Source organism: Microbulbifer maximicatervae (SeqCode) (assembly GCF_052467815.1).
On the sequence record NZ_CP174326.1, the window covers coordinates 1701479 to 1718565 of the forward strand.

Consider the following 17087-nt stretch of genomic DNA (forward strand, 5'->3'; position numbering starts at 1 on the left):
GTGGCATGTATTTGGCTGGTAACTAATACCTATGCATTATTGTAATGTGAGATGTAAAAATCACTTGCTTTAATTTTTGCCGGTGAAGGGAAGAGTAAACCTCTCTGAGGGATTAAAAAGAACTATAGAGTTGCATTTGCAAGGTTAAGAGAATTATAGTTATTTTCAGAATTATTTAAATTTAGTAGAAATATAAATGAAAAATATTATTTTTTACCTATGCCTCTTGATTGCGCAAATAGTCACAATGCCGATTTGCGCTAAAGCTCTCTCTGAGGGCACGCCCACCAATATTACTATCCGCGCCAAGGCCATGGATGCCAAGTTTATTGGCTCCTCCATCGGTGGTGCCATGGTTATTATTCGCGATGCAGATTCAGGGGAAATTCTTGCCAAGGGGCTAACCCAAGGGAGCACCGGTGATACCACCAAAATAATGAAAACGCCCCGAGAGAGGTTCCAATCTATCGCCGATGGCGCTGCACATTTTACCGCTACACTGAATATCAGTGAGCCGGTGTTCCTGACGGTGGAAGTTCTTGCACCGTATATTAAAAAACAGGCTCGAGTGATGGCGCAGACACAGACTTGGCTGGTTCCGGGAAAGCCTATTTCTGATGATGGGCTGATTGTGGAAATTCCGGGGATGTTGGTAGATTTACTTAGCCCACAGACCCATCTCTATACAGGTTTGGACCAGAGTCCCTTTGAGATTCGCGCTAATGTGGTAATGATGTGCGGATGCTCTCTTACCGATGGTGGTCTTTGGGATGGCAGTAAGATTGAAGTTGTGGCATTGGTTAAAAGAGATGGCAAATCATTTGCTCAAGTGCCACTGGAGATACAGGAGGCTATGAATACCTTTAGTGCGCCCTTTGCGACGGATTTACCAGGTGTTTATGAAATTGTGCTATATGCCTATGATCCCATGACTGGAAATACCGGTGTGGATCGGGGGAGCTTTATTGTACGTTAGGCAAGTGCAGCAAGACATCTGAGATATGGATTTCTATGGATATTCGGCAGGCTATAGAGAGTGACCTTGAAGGCATGTGGAGTCTCTTTTTTGTTGTGAGAAACAGAGGGGATCTGCCTTTCTCGAATAAGATCAGTCGAGAAATATTTTCTGCTCAATGGCTTAATGACGACTTACAGACTTATGTTGCCGAAGAGTTACCTCACTTGCTGGGGGTGTATAAACTAGGAGTTAATTTTCCAGGTATTCATAGCCATGTCGCGACAGCTAATTTTCTGGTGCACACAAATGTGCGCGATCGCGATGTAGATCGTGCATTGATCCAGCATGCAATCGCCAGGGCCCAGGACGCCGGCTATTTGGAAATGCAGTTCAACTACGTTCCCAGTGATAATGAGACCGCAATTTCCCTTTATACCGAGCTGGGCTTCACTATTATCACGACGCTTAACAAAGCATTTACTGATCCTTTGGGAAGGTTGCGAGATGCTTATGTTATGCAGCGATTTTTACAGTAGCTCGCCGGATTATGGACCGGCAAAACTCCAAACGCGTACAAGAAAGCCGGGAAGCCCTGATTGAGGAGCATCGACCAGAGCGTATTGAGGCGCGCCTGCGGAGTCGTCCACAATCACAGTGGCTCTCTGATTTTGTTTTGGGGGCGATAGATGGCTGCGTTACTACCTTTGCTATTGTTGCAGGCGCTTTTGGTGCAGGTTTTTCTGAAGCGGTTGTGCTTGTGATGGGCTTTGCCAATCTTATTGCGGATGGCTTTAGCATGGCAGTAAGTAATTATGAGGCTGCCAGTGTGGAGCGCGAGCAACGGGCCGCGGCTATGCGTACAGAGCGTCAGCATATTGCTTTAATTCCCGAGGGAGAACGGGAAGAGATCAGGCAGATTTTCTATCGAAAGGGATTTCGAGGTGAAGTTCTGGATAACATTGTTGCTACTATCACCACGAACCAAAAGTTGTGGATAGAGACAATGCTGGCGGAAGAGTACGGTATAAGTAGTGCAGAGCATAAGCCTCTGGGGGCGGCACTGATAACCTTCGCCGCTTTTTTGTGTGTAGGTGCTATTCCCTTGTTGCCCTACCTTTTCCACAGCCTTAACCCCGCTGAACAATTTTATGCAAGCGCCGTCCTATCGGTCTGCACATTTTTTGCGATTGGTTTGTGCAAAGGTCTGGTGTTTTCCCATCACTTGCTAATGGCGGGCCTAAAAACTCTGATATTTGGCAGTGGAGCAGCGGCCTTGGCTCTCGCCATTGGTTATCTACTGCGCCACTTGGTGAGCTAACGTTTAAGCTGCTACCACCTTATTGCGCCCGCCGTTTTTAGCTCGATACATACGTTTATCTGCTTCAGCTAATAGCTGATTGAGTGGCTTGCCACTGGTGTTGCCTTCGACGACTCCCAGGCTGATTGATATTTTAGCCGGGCGCGTATAGCGGCGGCTCAGAGCCGAAACTCTACGACGCAGTTTTTCCGCGAGGACACTACCGCCTTTCAAGTCAGTATTCGGCAGTAGTAACAAAAACTCTTCACCGCCCCAGCGCGCCACAATATCTTCGGACCGGGTGTTACTTTTCAAAACTTTCGCAACATCTTGCAATACCCGGTCTCCAAAGGAGTGTCCGTAGGTATCGTTGATTGTTTTGAAGTTATCCAAGTCTCCGATAAGAATGACATATTGATCCTGGAGCTCGCCATTGCGGCGTTCGAGTTCGCCAATTGCGCGAAAAGCCTCTCGGCGGTTGGCTAACCCTGTTAGCGTATCCGTCGCCGCGTAACTTTCCAGTTCACCAGTCAATCGCTGCAGCAATTGTTGGGTTTGGTGACGGCTGCTATCCAGTAAGGCTGTCAGGGCTGTGAGAGCGCCAAATACGGCAATAAAACGAGCACGATAGGCCGTATCGTATTTGGCCGTAAGCCCTGGGAAGTCCGGATAAAACAGGATTGCTGCGGTGGCTAAGCCTATGCCCAATAAGGCTGTTGTCCCGGTTTTATAGCCGTACAAGTTGATAAAGCCAGGGACCAGCATAACCGCCCACATTAAGCCGGTATTGTTTACGCCACCGGTCAGCAGTAAGTAGAAATAAAGTACCAACAAGAGAATGCCAACTAGCATCGGCGTTTTTTCGGTGGGGCCAATGACATTGACGGTAATATATGCGAATAAAATAACCACAGCGACGATGAAGAGTGTCGATGCTTGTAGGATATTAGTGGCGGTGAGGGCAATAATTGCCATAGCCCCGGTGATAGCCATAGCGAATATCAGCATATAAGAGGAGGCCAATATCCGTCTGCGCAGATCTATGCGCTGTACCTCATCAATAGAAGTGGATATTGCGGGGTTTTGATTGTTATACCCTGAGCTCATAGTCATTCCCGTTGCTATACCGACTGCAACCTTCCGCTTGCTCGGGACCGTCCTGCATCATACAACTATGCTGGTAGTCACTGCCGGAGTGAAGCAATGCTGAGTATAGGGGGAATCTGTCACCGACCAAAGTAGCAAGCTACAGTATCAGTAACTCAAACTTTAGAACTGAGAAATCGTGACACAAATTCAGCTGACTTGTGGTGATATTTTGACGATGCGTGGAGATGCGCTGGTATGTCCGGCACACAAGCACCTAATTCGGGGGCGGGGGCTCTCGGCACAGATTTATGCCCATTGTGGGACTCGATTACCCCCCCAGTGTGCCAATCAAAGAGCCTGCCCAGTAGGTGAAGCTCGTTTGACTCGAGCCTATGATTTACCGGTCGATTACCTATTGCATACTGTTACGCCCCAATGGAGCAGTGGCGATCAATGGGGGAGCCAGGCCATAGTGCTGTTGAAGCACTGCTATGAGAGCGTTTTGGAGTTGGCGAAAGAGCGCGGCTGCAAAACGATACTGTTTCCGGCATTGGGAGCTGGCACTAACCGCTTTCCTCATGAGATTGCGGCACATCAGGGATTGGCCGTTTTACGCGCTTATGCTCCAATATTCGAGAGACTTACAGTTTGTTTGCACTCACAAACTGCATTGGCTCAGTGGCAGAAAGTTGAGCAGCGCTTTTATGGTCATCATTGATGTGTTGCGGGTGATTGAATGGGCAAAAGCCTTTTGAGTTTATCACCTAGTAAATCACTATTGATACTACAGTTAATGGTTCCTTCAATAACCTAATGTCGCGTATATAAGATAGTTCTGCTGTGCAGGCATATTGAGCCATGGCATTTCAGTCTAACAAGTAACAACTTACCAAGTTATCTTCTGATCTCATGAATTGAGATGTATTCATATGTTATACAGCCTTTTCTAATTCTTCCGTTGATTATTAAGTGCTATACCACCATCTAATTATTTAGCTCTAATGTACTAAATGTTACTTTCGTTGGTTGTAAAGAGCCATCTATTCGCTAAAGGTAGTTATTAATGATTTAATAAATACGTCCGGTTTCTATGTGTATTTTTTAAATCTAATAAATTTTTAGTAGCTATGAATTATTGTAAAGTCTGCATACAGGAGCAAGAAATCTATGAAGATTTAGGGCATAGATGTGCTTTGTGTCTAGGGTGGGAGTCCCCTAAAGTAAAAAATAGATCCTCTTTTTTACAGTTCCCAATGCCGTTGCTGAATAGAAAGCGCGTTATTATTCGCTGCAAGTGGGACTGGTTTGTCATCGTGCTTTCCCTTTTATTAGTGGCTATTATAGCTATTTCTTACTTTAAGTTTTTAGTATCTCGGCGAGTAGAGTCTTTATCTGAGGGCGCTATCTTGGCAGACCTTACTAATGAGGGATATATTTTATCAATACTGACAGTAATGTTTATTTCTATAATATTATTTGCGACCCTCTCTAAGCTGATTTCATACTTAATCCCTGCGGCAAGAGTAGAACTTGATAGGGAACTCAGTCTAAGATATTTTGAGGGCTATGGGTTAAAGCAGTCAATTCGTAACAATTTAAGAATTCTCTCGTTTTTTTGGCTTGTTTTTTACCTTTGATGGTTTTGGGGCTAAATAGTTATTATGTTGTCAGCTCCAACGGGGTGAAATTTAATTCATTATTTTCCCTTTTTCCTAAAGAGTATAATTGGAGCCAAATTCAGGCGGTTGAAACAGTTACTGGTACTGGCGCGGCACGTAGCCGTTGGGTTCCAAAACACATTTTAAGAATGGATGATAATATAAAAATTAATTTAATTAATTATAAGTTGCAGAGATTTATTGCCTCTTACCCCAGTCTCAGAATTTATCTGCGAGATCAAAAGCACATTAAGTACGAGCAAAATTTGACAGATAATGGTATTCGTTGGCTGAGATATAATTTGTCAAAGGATGACTTTGGTGAAGTGATGCATATCTTACAAGATACGCCGTAATAATTATTTTAAACGCAGACTAAATAATAAATAGAAAGGACCCGATAAGGGCCCTTTTATTAGAAGAAACATTCAGCCGCCTTCCTTGAGATGGCGGCCAAAGTGTATCCAGATTACTGGCAGGAACTCGCTTCCCAGTACTGGGGAGCGTTAGCCGGGGACCACCAGTTGGGTCCAAAGGTAGACACGTAAACCTGGCCTTCAAAGGTTACTAGGTCGCCAACTTGATAGCCTTCGTCACCAGCATATGGCTGCTGGAATTCGGGGCAGGAAGCGGTCTCACCTGAACCTTGATCGCTGTCGGTGTTGTCATCGGAACCGTTATCGGCGTTGTCGTCAGAACCGCTATCGGAGCTATTGTCGTTGCTATCGCCAGAGCCGCTGTCGGAACCATTGTCGGAGCCTTCGCCCTCAGTTTGACAGGTGGTTTCGGTCCACAGCGATGGCGCGGAACCTGGAGACCACCAGTTTGGCTCGTGGGTGGACTCGTAGGCGACTCCTTCAAAGACAACAACGTCACCGACTGAATAACCTGGGTCGCCGGCATAGGGCTGTTCAAACGCGACGCAGGCGCTGCTTCCGCCATTATTATTGCCACCGCCACTTCCGGTGTCGCCAGTATCTCCAGTGTCTCCGGTATCTCCAGTGTCTCCGGTATCTCCGGTATCTCCGGTGTCTCCGGTGTCTCCGGTGTCTCCGGTGTCTCCGGTGTCTCCGGTGTCTCCGGTGTCTCCGGTGTCTCCGGTGTCTCCGGTATCGCCAGTGTCTCCGGTATCGCCAGTGTCTCCGGTATCGCTATCACTGGAGCCACCCTGTCCGAAAACTTCGAGTGCGGCATCGAGTAGTGGATACTGGTATTCATTGTTCTCCAATAACATTCCGCCGCGTAGCTGCCAGATCATCACGCCACCAAGGCCCTGGTCGAGCACATATTGGGCGCGTTCGGCAATAGAGGTGGTATCTTCGAACGAGATAAAGCCGCCATCTTCGAACCAACCGTAGTGGGTGACAGCCTCCGCATCGTAAGCGGTCTGGAATGAAGAGTCGCTCTGCATTTTCTCGACGATCTGGTAGTAGCGCGTCTCGGTGTCAGAGCCCCAGTGCGCCACGTCTTGTCCGGATGCAGCTTCACCGATTGCGGTGGCGCCAGCCACGCTGCGGCCGTAGTGGGACATACCCAGGGTGATCTTCTCAGCAGGAATATTGCCCTCAGTCATCCACATATTGCGGCAGCTGTCTGCGTCGAAGCCTTCGTTGACCTGGCCTTCATAGGGGTACAGCGGCGAGGTGTGCTGGGCTACGGTATCCCAGTCGCCACCAAAGTCATAAGTCATCAGGTTGACATAATCGAGGACTTCGCCCACAGCAGCAAAATCATAACCCTCTTCTGCAATCGAGGGGCCACAGGCCACGGCAGCGGTCAGTTCCAGATTTTTGCCGGTCTCCGCTTCAACCTCATCGAAGCGCGCGCGCAGCTCTTGCAGCAGGGTGGTGAAGTTTTCTTTGTCGATCGAGCGGCCGCCGTTCGGCTCATAGCCGGGGTATTCAAAATCGAGATCGAGGCCATCGAAATCCCAGTCAGTAAGCAGTGTCACTGCATTTTCGATAAAGGCTGCACGCGCGGTGTCGCTCTCCATCATCTCGGAGACTTTATGGGAGAGGGTCCAGCCGCCCATGGATAGGATTGCCTTGGCGCCGTCGTCGTGTACCGATTTTACGAAACCTGACTCGTGGTCATTCCAGCCTTGGCAGACCGCAGGCTGAATACTGGAATCGTATTGGCTGTAGGGGTGCCAGAATTGCGGCGAGCATTTTACGGGACCATCACCGGCGCCGCCGGAAAATGATTGGGCGCCCAGGCCGTAGAAAACGTAGGGATCGGTAAAGTAGATGTTGCCGTTTTCGTCATTCCAGGCAAAGGCGTACTGAACGTGAGTGAGCTTGGAGAAATCCACGTTGTCATGGGTGAAGGACGAGTCGGCCCAATATTCCCAATCGGCCCAATAGGCAGATACACGTTTTTCAGTTTCTTGTGCGCTGACATTTCCGCTGATGGCGATTGCTGCTGCGAGAGCTGCTGCTGCTTTTAATTTAAACCCAAGTTTATTAAATCCGCGCTCACTGCGGCTGCCCTTCAACATCCCTGTTCGATCCTGGGATTGCAGGAAAGAAAACATTAGATTGACCTCCCATAGGTCTTATTTATGTATGAAGAGATTTGTCGTTATATTTGAAAAAATTGGAATAAATGGCGGGGTAAAAGTTCCGCGGGAAAATGTGAAATAAATGTGCAAGCCACGGAGAACAGTGGCTGAGTGGCTATATTTATTTCTGCTGTAATTTTGTGAAGGGGACAATAAAAAGTGCGTACATAAATTTAATTGCACCTTCCAGGAATAAATATTTGAGCAGGTCAACGATAAAAATGGTCGATTATTTAATATAAAAAGAAAATAAATTTCCTTTTTAAGTTAAGAGGTGGGAGAAAAATACCGGTTACTGGCGAGCGTTATTTGCGGCCTCTTGCAGGTAGTCTCCCCCGCAGTTTAGTGCAGCACGGCCGCTGTCGAGTTAATCAATCACCTCTTTACTATGTAATGTTGCTACGGAGCAGTTTTTGATTATCTCTCTTCAGGGGTTGAGGATGTCATGAAATGGTAAAACAAAAAAGGGCCCAGGGGGCCCTTTTTAAAGTTGAAGAAAATACTAATTATTTCTTCGCGCGCTTGCGCATATTTTCCTGCAAAATTTTCTTGCGCAGGCGGATAAAGTTAGGAGTCACTTCTACCAATTCATCGTCTTCGATAAATTCCAGAGCCTGCTCAAGGGTATGACGAATGGGTGGTGACAGAGTGAGTGCATCGTCAGTACCTGACGCGCGCACATTAGTGAGCTGTTTAGCCTTGGTGGGGTTTACCACCAGGTCGTTGCCACGGGAGTGAATACCGACGATTTGGCCTTCGTAGACCTCTTCGCCGTGGCCCAGGAACAGGCGACCACGATCTTGCAGTGCGAACAGACCATAGGCGAGGGTTTTGCCTTTGACCATGGAAACCAGTACACCGTTGATGCGCTTGGCCACTTCACCTTGCTTCACCGGACCGTAGTGGTCGAAGATACTGGTCATAATGCCAGAACCACTGGTGATGGTAAGGAATTGGGAGCGGAAGCCGATCATGCCGCGCGAGGGCACGATAAAGGTTAGGCGCACGCGACCTTTGCCATCGGGCTCCATATTGGTGAGATCGGCCTTGCGCAGGCCCAGCTCTTCCATAATGGGCCCCTGATGAGGTTCCTCAACATCGATAACCACTTCTTCATAAGGCTCGTGGATCTCTCCGTCGACCTCTCTCTGCACCACTTCGGGGCGGGAAACGCCCAGCTCGAAACCTTCTCGGCGCATGGATTCGATCAGGACAGACAAGTGCAATTCGCCACGGCCGGAAACCTTGAACTTATCAGGAGAGTCGCCTTGCTCTACACGCAGGGCCACGTTGTGAATCAGCTCCTGGTCAAGACGCTCTTTGATGTTGCGCGAGGTAACGAACTTGCCGTCCTGGCCAGCAAAGGGGGAGTCGTTGACCTGGAAGGTCATGCTTACGGTGGGCTCGTCCACGCTCAGGGCGGGCAGGGCTTCTGGAGTATCCAGATCGCACAGGGTATCGGAGATATTTAGCTCACCCACACCGGTGATACACACGATATCGCCAGCACTGGCTTGCTCCACTTCTACACGCTCCAGGCCGAGGTAACCCATAACCTGCAGGACCTTGGCTTTGCGCGAGTTGCCCTCGCGATCGAGAACTACCACTTGCTGGTTCGGCTTCAGGGTACCGCGAGTGATACGGCCAACGCCGATTACGCCTACGTAGCTGGAGTAGTCCAGAGCGGAAACCTGCATCTGGAAGGCGCCGGTGGGGTCAACCTTCGGGGGCTCAACCTTGTCCACAATCATCTGGAACAGCGGCGTCATATCGTCGGCCAGGTCGGTGTCGTCGAGACCGGCGATGCCGTTCAGGGCGGAGGCGTAGACAACCGGGAAGTCCAACTGCTCGTCGGTGGCGCCGAGGCTGTCGAACAGGTCGAATACCTGGTCCATCACCCAGTCGGGGCGAGCGCCGGGGCGGTCGATCTTGTTAATCACCACGATCGGGTTGAGGCCCTGCTCAAACGCCTTCTGGGTTACGAAGCGGGTCTGCGGCATGGGGCCATCTACTGCGTCTACGAGCAGCAGAACTGAATCCACCATGGACAGTACGCGCTCTACCTCGCCGCCGAAGTCGGCGTGCCCTGGGGTGTCGACAATATTGATGCGGTAGTCATTCCAGCGGATAGCGGTGTTTTTCGCCAGGATGGTGATGCCACGCTCACGCTCTTGATCGTTGGAGTCCATGACGCGCTCGGCGCCTTCGTCGCGGCGGTCGAGAGTGCCGGACTGGGACAACAGCTTGTCCACAAGGGTGGTTTTGCCATGGTCTACGTGGGCGATAATCGCAATATTGCGCAGATTCTCTATCACTGGGGGCCTCTGGGCGTTAAATCTTGGTAAGTCGGGGCGGGGGCCTGCGGGGTTTCTACAGCAGCATTCCGGCCAAAGGCGGCGATTATAGGGGGGCCGCATGACAATTGGGAGTGATTTTGAGTAAAAAATCACCGCCCCGGGGCGCTGATCGCTTTAAAACCCGCGCGGGCGGTGATTGCCCGCGCCTTGAGCAGAAGTTACTTCTTAATGGTTTCCGGTCTGTGGGGAATCAGCGGGCGCAGCACGCCCACATTGCGAAAACCTTCGTCCAGCAGGTGTGAGGCGTGCAGGCGGCTCATAACGCCTTTGGAGCAATACAGGAGGTACTCGCGTTCCTGGTCCAGGTGGGCGAAGCTGTTGTTGAGGCGGTAGAAGGGAATAGTCTGCACCTCACAGCCTAGCTCCAGTGGGTCCAGCTCCTCTTCATCCGGGTGGCGGATATCGATTACCACGGCGCTGCCCGGCTCTTCGCGGATCTCCACATCCGGTGCTTCGCCATCGACTTCTTCGATCACCTGATCAATATTTTGCATCACCCGATTGCTGATAGCGCGATCGAGGACGGTGAAATCGAAGCGGTTTTCCTCGGACTCCACTTTTTCAATCTTGGCGCGGGTGGTGGGTTTTACCGAGATAACGCCGCAGTACTCCGGCATATTGGCGGCAAACTCTTCGGTGCCGATGGCCCGGGAGGTACGGATAATATCGGTCTTGTCGGTGGTGATCAGTGGGCGCAAAACCAGGGTATTGGTAACACTGTCGATCACCGACAGATTTTTCAGGGTCTGGCTGGAAACCTGGGCGATGGCTTCACCGGTGACTACGGCGTCCACCTCCAGCTCCTTGGCGATTACATCGGCAGCGCGCAGCATCATGCGTTTCAAAATGACGCCCATATGGGAATCGTCGACCCGCTCGAGAATCTCTGCCACTACTTCGTCAAACGGCACGGTGATAAAGCGCACCCGGTGGGAAGCGCCGTATTTGTTCCACAGGTAGTAGGCGACTTCTTTCACGCCCAGCTCGTGCTGGCGTCCGCCCAGGTTGAAGAACAGGAAGTGGGTGCGGATACCACGCTTCATGGTCATGTAACTGGCCACGGTAGAGTCGAAGCCACCGGATACCAGCGACAAAACCGGGTCTTGCGTGCCCAGGGGGAAGCCGCCCAGGCCGGGATGTTGCTCTTCGATCACGTTGAGCTTGTCGTGGCGGATCTCCAGTTTAACGGTGATGTCGGGGTTTTTCAGTTTGACTCCGGATGCCTCGGTATTCTTGTTGAGGCCGCCGCCCACATACTGTTCCACATCCAGGGACTGGAAGTCGTGTTTGCCGGTGCGTTTAACCCGTACACAGAAAGTCTTGTCTTTCAGGGCTGCGCCCCAAACCGACAGGGTTTTCTCGTACATGTCGTGCAGGTCACCCAGGGGGAACTGGCGCACGCGGGAGAAGTTGGCGATGCCGGGGGTGTGAGAGAGCACCTCCTCGATACGTCCACCCAGGTGGGACACAGCATCGGGCGCGATCACATCGATCTTTTCCCAATCCTTGCGCACCTGGATACGGTCGTCCAGCTGGCGCAGCAGGCGCTGCAGGTTGTCCTTGAGCTGGCGCGACATGCGCTTGCGCACAGGGTTGCTCTTGATGGTGATCTCTGGAAAAAACTTGACGACAAAGTGCATGGGAATCCGTGGGGTACCGCATGTTGATAGAAGGTGCGGCATTATAAACTAGCCGGAGCCAAGTTGGTTGTGCACTGTTTGCGGGCGAAGCGAGAGCAAATATGATCTATTTTGGTGCGTATTTATGTGGCTGCTCGGCCACAATACATCTATCCTGGCTGCGTCAGCACTTTGCTGGGGCTCGCACCGGCGCCAACCGGGACTATGAGGCGATTGCCCTAATTTGGCACACTCCTTGCTTTATTTCACGCCAGGTAGAGAGTGAATGCCGGCAGCGACAGCAAGGCATAGCGACCAATTACTTTTCAAGACCTGGAGGACTGCAATGTCAGCGAAAACGCTCGGTTTGATTAATGAAAGTGAAGCGAAATGGATAGACCTGCGCTTTACCGATACCAAGGGTAAAGAACAACACGTTTCCATCCCTGCGTCGGAAGTTGACGGTGAGTTCTTTGAAGAAGGCAAAATGTTCGATGGTTCTTCCATCGCCGGTTGGAAGGGCATCAACGAATCCGACATGATCTTGATGCCGGACGACGAGACAGCTTTCCTCGACCCCTTCACCGATGAGAGCACTGTTATCATTCGCTGTAACATCGTCGACCCAATTACTGGTCAGGGTTACGAGCGCGATCCTCGCTCCATCGCATTGCGCGCTGAGGAATACCTGAAGTCCACTGGTCTGGGTGACACCGCTCTGTTCGGTCCCGAGCCCGAGTTCTTCGTATTCGACGATATTACCTGGGGTGCCGAAATGGGTGGCGCCTTCTACAAGATCAACTCCGAAGAAGCAGCCTGGTCCTCTGGTCACAACTTTGCCGAAGGCAATATTGGTCACCGCCCCGGCGTTAAAGGTGGTTACTTCCCGGTTCCTCCGGTGGATTCCCTGCACGACGTTCGCGCCGCTATGTGTTCTGCGATGGAGCAAATGGGCCTGCGCGTAGAAGTGCATCACCACGAAGTGGGTACTGCTGGCCAGTGTGAGATCGGCGTTGCCGCCAACACCCTGACCAAGAAAGCGGACGAAGTACAGATTCTCAAGTACGCTGTACACAACGTTGCCCACGCCTACGGCAAGACCGCGACCTTTATGCCCAAGCCGTTGGTTGGCGATAACGGTTCCGGTATGCACGTTCACCAGTCCTTTAGCAAGGATGGCGTAAACCAGTTTGCCGGTGACGCCTACGCTGGTCTGTCCGAAGCTGCTCTGTACTACATCGGCGGTATCGTTAAGCACGCTCGCGCCCTGAACGCGCTGTGTAACGCTTCCACCAACTCTTACAAGCGTCTGGTACCTGGCTTCGAAGCGCCGGTAATCCTGGCTTACTCTGCGCGCAACCGCTCTGCGTCTATCCGTATTCCTTTCGTGCCCTCCCCGAAAGGCAAGCGCATCGAGACTCGCTTCCCGGACCCGACCGCCAACCCATACCTGTCTTTCGCCGCACTGCTGATGGCGGGTCTCGACGGTATCAAGAACAAGATCCACCCTGGCGATGCTGCGGACAAGGATCTGTACGATCTGCCGCCGGAAGAGCTGGCTGAGTACCCGACTGTCGCTTCCAGCCTGGAAGGCGCCCTGGATGCTCTGGACCAGGATCGTGAGTTCCTGACAGCCGGTGGTGTATTCACTAACGATGCTATCGATGCCTACATCGAGCTGAAGCGTGAAGAAGTAGAGCGTCTGAACATGACCACTCACCCGGTCGAGTTCGATATGTACTACTCTGTGTAATGGCGACCGGCATCTCTGTGATGCCGTCGAGCCGTTCTCGAAAAGCCCGCGCCACTCTGGTGCGGGCTTTTTTATTGCGGGTACACTGTCGGCTGGGACTTAAAGGCGCAGTATTTTGTATCTGTAAAAAACGGTGCCGATAGTATGAAAATCTCTATGACTGGCGTAGGAGAGGAGTTAAAGGATGGCCAATAGCATGTTGGGAGTGCAAACACTACTGAGAGCTGTTTTATTGATTTTGCTCCTAGTGGCTGTGGTAGCCTCCGCAGAAAGTGGCGCTATTTATAAAATAGTGGGTCCCGACGGCCAGATAACCTTTAGCGATACACCGCCACCAAACGGCAGCTCGGAAGAGGTTGAATTAACCCCGCTCAATGTCCAGCCGATCGCCTTGCCGAGGCAACTACCCTCCCGAAAATTGTCTCCGAACACCAAAGGTGAAAGTTCTGAGCCTGTTTCTATCCAGATTGTGAGCCCAATCAATGAGGCCACGATCCCCCCTGGGCAAACCCTGATCGCGCTACAGATACAAGTAACTCCAGCCTACCCAGAGGGTTCGAGTTTTTATGCGATTATTGATGGCCAACGTTGGCAGGGGAGTGCGTACGGTAATGCCTTGGATATTTCGGCCCTTGAGAGAGGAACTCATACCTTACAGGCCGTCTTGGTGGGCTCGAATGGGCAGGTGCTGGCTCAGTCCAAAGTGGTCACCATTTATGTGAAGCGCCCCATAGCTCGGGGTTGATTAACGGCGAGCGAAAGCTCCCGCAAATCCTGCAGCCCCCTCACTTCCTGTTTACGTCTAACCCCAACTGTCTGTTTTTTGACCTTTGCACCGTTGTGGTGCATTCTCCTTGTGGCTGGCGGCATCGTATTTTTTGAGCTCGGTAACTCGCTATGTCACTACAGCTAGCTGCGCACTGAATGTGTCCGGTTGTAGCTACGCCGGCCGGTAAATGCCAGCTTATGCGCCATTTTGGTTTGCTTTTTGCACTGACTGGATACAGCACTTGTCTGCTGGGGGTGACTAAATGGAGTTTGGTCAGAGCCTCGGAATGAACCGGAAATTTTGTGAATGCTGAATGATCGCCAGTTGCGCCAATTACTCGATAGCCTGACTTCCGCAGTGTTGGTATTGGATGAAAACTTATCGCTTTGCTACTTGAACAATGCCGCTGAGGACTTGTTGGCCGCTTCCAGTACCCGAGTCAAAGGCTCGATGTTGGAGGAGGTGGTGAAAGAGTCTCCGGCTGCCTACGAGGCGATGCGGGAAGCGCTGCGAAAAAATGAGAAGTACACAGTCCGCCGCGCCAGTTGGCGACTGAATAATCTTGAAACCCGAACTGTGGATTACTCAGTCAGCCCGGTCCCCGAGTTTTCCGTGTTGCTTGTGGAAGTGCAGCCGATGGATCGCCTGTTGCGGATTGCCAGGGAAGACGCGCTGCTCAGCGCCCAGGAAACGACACGAAACCTGGTTCGCGGTATGGCCCATGAGGTCAAGAACCCCCTCGGTGGTATCCGTGGGGCTGCACAACTATTGCAGCGCGAGTTGCCGGACCGGGAATTAGACGAATATACACAGATTATCATTGAGGAAGTGGATCGCCTGCGCAATCTGGTTGACCGTTTATTGGGGCCACGTCAGCCGGTAGTACTACAACCGGTTAATGTGCACGAGGTTCTGGAGCGGGTTGCCCAGTTGCTGGATGCAGAGTGTATCGGTGAGCTTCAAATTCGCAGGGACTACGATCCGTCTATTCCCGATGTCCCCGCAGATAGCGAACAATTGATTCAGGCGCTGCTCAATATTGCCCGCAATGCCATGCAAGCCATCGATGAAAGTATTGGTCTCAGCAGTGGGGAGATGGTACTGCGCACGCGTATCCAGCGCCAATTCACCATTGGCCGCCGCAATTGCCCATTGGTCTGCCGTATTGAAATTGAAGATAACGGCCCGGGCATACCGGAGGAAATTCGCGAGCGGATATTCTTCCCGATGATCTCCGGCCGCGCCGAGGGTTCAGGTCTTGGACTTTCGATTTCCCAGAACATTATCAATCAGCACAAGGGGTTGATTAAGTGTGACAGCCAACCCGGCCGTAGCATTTTCCAAATTTATCTCCCCCTGACTACCGAATTAGCAAATACAGGAACCTAGAGAATGAGTAATCGCGTTTGGATTATTGACGACGACAGATCAATCCGCTGGGTGCTGGAAAGAGCGCTATCGCGTGAGGGGATTGATACCCAGTGCTACGAAAGTGGTGATCGCGCCCTGGATGATTTTTACAGTGATTCACCGGATGTGGTAATTAGCGATATTCGTATGCCGGGTTCCGATGGTTTTAAATTGTTACAGCGCTTCCAGGCTGAACGACCGAGCTTGCCGATAATTATTATGACTGCGCACTCGGACCTGGATAGCGCTGTAGCCGCTTATCAAGGGGGCGCCTTTGAATACCTGCCCAAGCCATTTGATATTGATGAGGCCGTAGCGGTAACCCGACGCGCCTTGATGCACGCTAGTGAGCAACGTGCTGAAGAGCAGGTTGAGCCGGAAAATGGTCAGGGTAGTAAAGAAATCATTGGAGAAGCGCCGGCGATGCAGGAGGTCTTCCGTGCGATTGGCCGTTTGTCTCATTCCAACATCACGGTTTTAATCAACGGTGAATCCGGTACCGGTAAGGAGTTGGTGGCGCAGGCTCTGCACAATCACAGTCCGCGCAGGGATAAGCCATTTATTGCATTGAACATGGCGGCTATACCCAAGGACCTGATGGAGTCTGAATTATTTGGCCATGAAAAAGGGGCCTTTACCGGTGCCAGCTCCCAGCGTGCCGGACGTTTTGAACAGGCCAATGGTGGCACCCTGTTTCTAGATGAAATTGGTGATATGCCCGCAGATACGCAAACCCGGTTATTGCGCGTGTTGGCTGATGGTGAATTTTACCGTGTCGGTGGCCACACCCCGGTCAAAGTGGATGTGCGTATTATTGCGGCGACTCACCAGGATCTGGAAGAGTTGGTATGTCAGCATAAATTTCGCGAGGACCTGTTTCACCGCCTGAATGTTATTCGCATCCATATTCCAAGACTCGCGGATCGCCGTGAGGATATTCCGCGATTGGTGAGGCATTTCTTTAATGCTGCGGCAAAAGATCTGGGGGTGGAGTCAAAGATCCTAACCAAGGAAACTGAGGAGTACCTCTCTGGGCTGGATTGGCCCGGTAATGTACGACAACTGGAAAATACCTGTCGCTGGATTACCGTGATGGCCTCCGGGCGCGAGGTGCATATTGAAGATTTACCACAGGAGTTACACCAACAGGGAGTGGCGACAGAAACACCGGCGGATTGGCAAAAAGCTCTGCGCCTATGGGCCGACCAGGCCCTGTCTTCCGGCCAGCGTGAAATTTTAAATGAGGCTGTTCCTGCATTCGAACGTGCACTGATAGAAATTGCTCTAAAGCATACGGCGGGGCGCAAACGCGATGCAGCTGATCTGTTGGGATGGGGTAGAAATACCTTGACGCGAAAATTAAAAGAGCTGGAGATAGGCGGAGAATAAATAACGCATAAGGTCTTTCTGGATAAGATAGGAAGACCTATCTAAGACGTCTCTGAATAAGTCTGTAGGCCAGAGGTATCACGGAGTTATTCAGAGGCTCTCTAATTTAATTTATTTTTCTCCTTATAGGTTTTTATTCAATGAAATAAGCCCCTGAATTTAGCTATTTGGAGATAGCCTGAACGATATGCTAATTGCCTGCTAAAATCAGACTTAATTGATAATGTC

14 protein-coding genes are annotated in these 17087 nt (G+C 51.0%); 10 read left to right on the forward strand and 4 right to left on the reverse strand.

Annotation, left to right across the window (positions count from 1 at the left end; genetic code table 11):
- Positions 1–196: 196 nt before the first annotated feature.
- Genes ACJJIW_RS07425 through ACJJIW_RS07435 form a run of 3 tightly spaced genes read left to right on the forward strand, consistent with a single transcriptional unit; the run spans position 197 to position 2276 of the window.
- Positions 197–976 (forward strand): hypothetical protein, encoded by a 780-nt coding sequence (locus ACJJIW_RS07425; RefSeq protein ID WP_282930804.1) that lies wholly within the window; start codon positions 197–199, stop codon positions 974–976.
- A gap of 35 nt (positions 977–1011) precedes the next feature.
- Complete coding sequence (locus tag ACJJIW_RS07430) at positions 1012–1494, forward strand: GNAT family N-acetyltransferase (protein ID WP_282930805.1); 483 nt, start codon at positions 1012–1014, stop codon at positions 1492–1494.
- An 11-nt stretch (positions 1495–1505) separates the two neighbouring features.
- Entirely contained in the window at positions 1506–2276 is a 771-nt protein-coding gene (locus tag ACJJIW_RS07435; RefSeq protein WP_444937026.1) for a VIT1/CCC1 transporter family protein, read from the forward strand.
- A 3-nt stretch (positions 2277–2279) separates the two neighbouring features.
- On the opposite strand, the gene ACJJIW_RS07440 is transcribed toward ACJJIW_RS07435, so the two are convergent.
- Complete coding sequence (locus ACJJIW_RS07440) at positions 2280–3362, reverse strand: GGDEF domain-containing protein (protein ID WP_282930807.1); 1083 nt, start codon at positions 3360–3362, stop codon at positions 2280–2282.
- Positions 3363–3540: 178 nt separating this feature from the next.
- Here ACJJIW_RS07440 and ACJJIW_RS07445 point away from each other — a divergent pair, with 178 nt between their 5' ends.
- Both ACJJIW_RS07445 and ACJJIW_RS07450 read left to right on the forward strand, forming a co-directional pair.
- Entirely contained in the window at positions 3541–4062 is a 522-nt protein-coding gene (locus tag ACJJIW_RS07445; protein ID WP_444937027.1) for a macro domain-containing protein, read from the forward strand.
- A 963-nt stretch (positions 4063–5025) separates the two neighbouring features.
- On the forward strand, positions 5026–5358 hold the full coding sequence (locus tag ACJJIW_RS07450; RefSeq protein WP_444937028.1) for a hypothetical protein: 333 nt from the start codon (positions 5026–5028) through the stop codon (positions 5356–5358).
- A 113-nt stretch (positions 5359–5471) separates the two neighbouring features.
- Here the strand turns inward: ACJJIW_RS07450 and ACJJIW_RS07455 are convergent, their stop codons facing one another.
- The 3 genes from ACJJIW_RS07455 to thiI all read right to left on the reverse strand — a co-directional run bounded on the left by ACJJIW_RS07455 (position 5472) and on the right by thiI (position 11559).
- Positions 5472–7535: a glycosyl hydrolase family 18 protein gene (locus ACJJIW_RS07455; RefSeq protein ID WP_444937029.1), complete on the reverse strand. Its 2064-nt coding sequence runs from the start codon at positions 7533–7535 to the stop codon at positions 5472–5474.
- A 533-nt stretch (positions 7536–8068) separates the two neighbouring features.
- Complete coding sequence (typA, locus tag ACJJIW_RS07460) at positions 8069–9877, reverse strand: translational GTPase TypA (RefSeq protein ID WP_282930811.1); 1809 nt, start codon at positions 9875–9877, stop codon at positions 8069–8071.
- 200 nt (positions 9878–10077) lie between these two features.
- On the reverse strand, positions 10078–11559 hold the full coding sequence (thiI, locus tag ACJJIW_RS07465; RefSeq protein ID WP_282930812.1) for a tRNA uracil 4-sulfurtransferase ThiI: 1482 nt from the start codon (positions 11557–11559) through the stop codon (positions 10078–10080).
- A gap of 101 nt (positions 11560–11660) precedes the next feature.
- Between thiI and ACJJIW_RS07470 the strand changes: the two genes are divergently transcribed.
- From ACJJIW_RS07470 to ntrC, 5 genes are all read left to right on the forward strand, one after another.
- Positions 11661–11909, forward strand: coding sequence for a hypothetical protein (locus ACJJIW_RS07470; RefSeq protein WP_282930813.1), 249 nt, complete (start codon positions 11661–11663; stop codon positions 11907–11909).
- Positions 11885–13291 carry a glutamate--ammonia ligase gene (gene glnA, locus ACJJIW_RS07475; protein ID WP_108734896.1) on the forward strand — a complete coding sequence of 469 codons (1407 nt, stop codon included), beginning with the start codon at positions 11885–11887 and terminating at the stop codon, positions 13289–13291. Before ACJJIW_RS07470 ends, glnA begins: the two co-directional genes overlap by 25 nt.
- Before the next feature lie 184 nt (positions 13292–13475).
- A complete protein-coding gene (locus ACJJIW_RS07480; RefSeq protein ID WP_282930814.1) occupies positions 13476–14036 on the forward strand; it encodes a DUF4124 domain-containing protein in 561 nt (186 codons plus the stop codon).
- A 330-nt stretch (positions 14037–14366) separates the two neighbouring features.
- Positions 14367–15449: a nitrogen regulation protein NR(II) gene (gene glnL / locus ACJJIW_RS07485; protein ID WP_282930815.1), complete on the forward strand. Its 1083-nt coding sequence runs from the start codon at positions 14367–14369 to the stop codon at positions 15447–15449.
- 3 nt (positions 15450–15452) lie between these two features.
- Positions 15453–16859, forward strand: coding sequence for a nitrogen regulation protein NR(I) (gene ntrC, locus ACJJIW_RS07490; RefSeq protein ID WP_282930816.1), 1407 nt, complete (start codon positions 15453–15455; stop codon positions 16857–16859).
- The last annotated feature ends 228 nt before the right edge of the window (positions 16860–17087 follow it).

Coding starts and splice junctions, on each gene's coding strand:
- ACJJIW_RS07455 (WP_444937029.1), bottom strand. CDS start 7,535: ATGTTTTCTTTCCTGCAATCCCAGGATCGAACAGGGATGTTGAAGGGC.
- ACJJIW_RS07425 (WP_282930804.1), top strand. CDS start 197: ATGAAAAATATTATTTTTTACCTATGCCTCTTGATTGCGCAAATAGTC.
- glnA (WP_108734896.1), top strand. CDS start 11,885: ATGTCAGCGAAAACGCTCGGTTTGATTAATGAAAGTGAAGCGAAATGG.
- ACJJIW_RS07430 (WP_282930805.1), top strand. CDS start 1,012: ATGGATATTCGGCAGGCTATAGAGAGTGACCTTGAAGGCATGTGGAGT.
- ACJJIW_RS07440 (WP_282930807.1), bottom strand. CDS start 3,362: ATGAGCTCAGGGTATAACAATCAAAACCCCGCAATATCCACTTCTATT.
- thiI (WP_282930812.1), bottom strand. CDS start 11,559: ATGCACTTTGTCGTCAAGTTTTTTCCAGAGATCACCATCAAGAGCAAC.
- ACJJIW_RS07470 (WP_282930813.1), top strand. CDS start 11,661: ATGATCTATTTTGGTGCGTATTTATGTGGCTGCTCGGCCACAATACAT.
- ACJJIW_RS07480 (WP_282930814.1), top strand. CDS start 13,476: ATGGCCAATAGCATGTTGGGAGTGCAAACACTACTGAGAGCTGTTTTA.
- ntrC (WP_282930816.1), top strand. CDS start 15,453: ATGAGTAATCGCGTTTGGATTATTGACGACGACAGATCAATCCGCTGG.
- glnL (WP_282930815.1), top strand. CDS start 14,367: ATGCTGAATGATCGCCAGTTGCGCCAATTACTCGATAGCCTGACTTCC.
- ACJJIW_RS07435 (WP_444937026.1), top strand. CDS start 1,506: ATGGACCGGCAAAACTCCAAACGCGTACAAGAAAGCCGGGAAGCCCTG.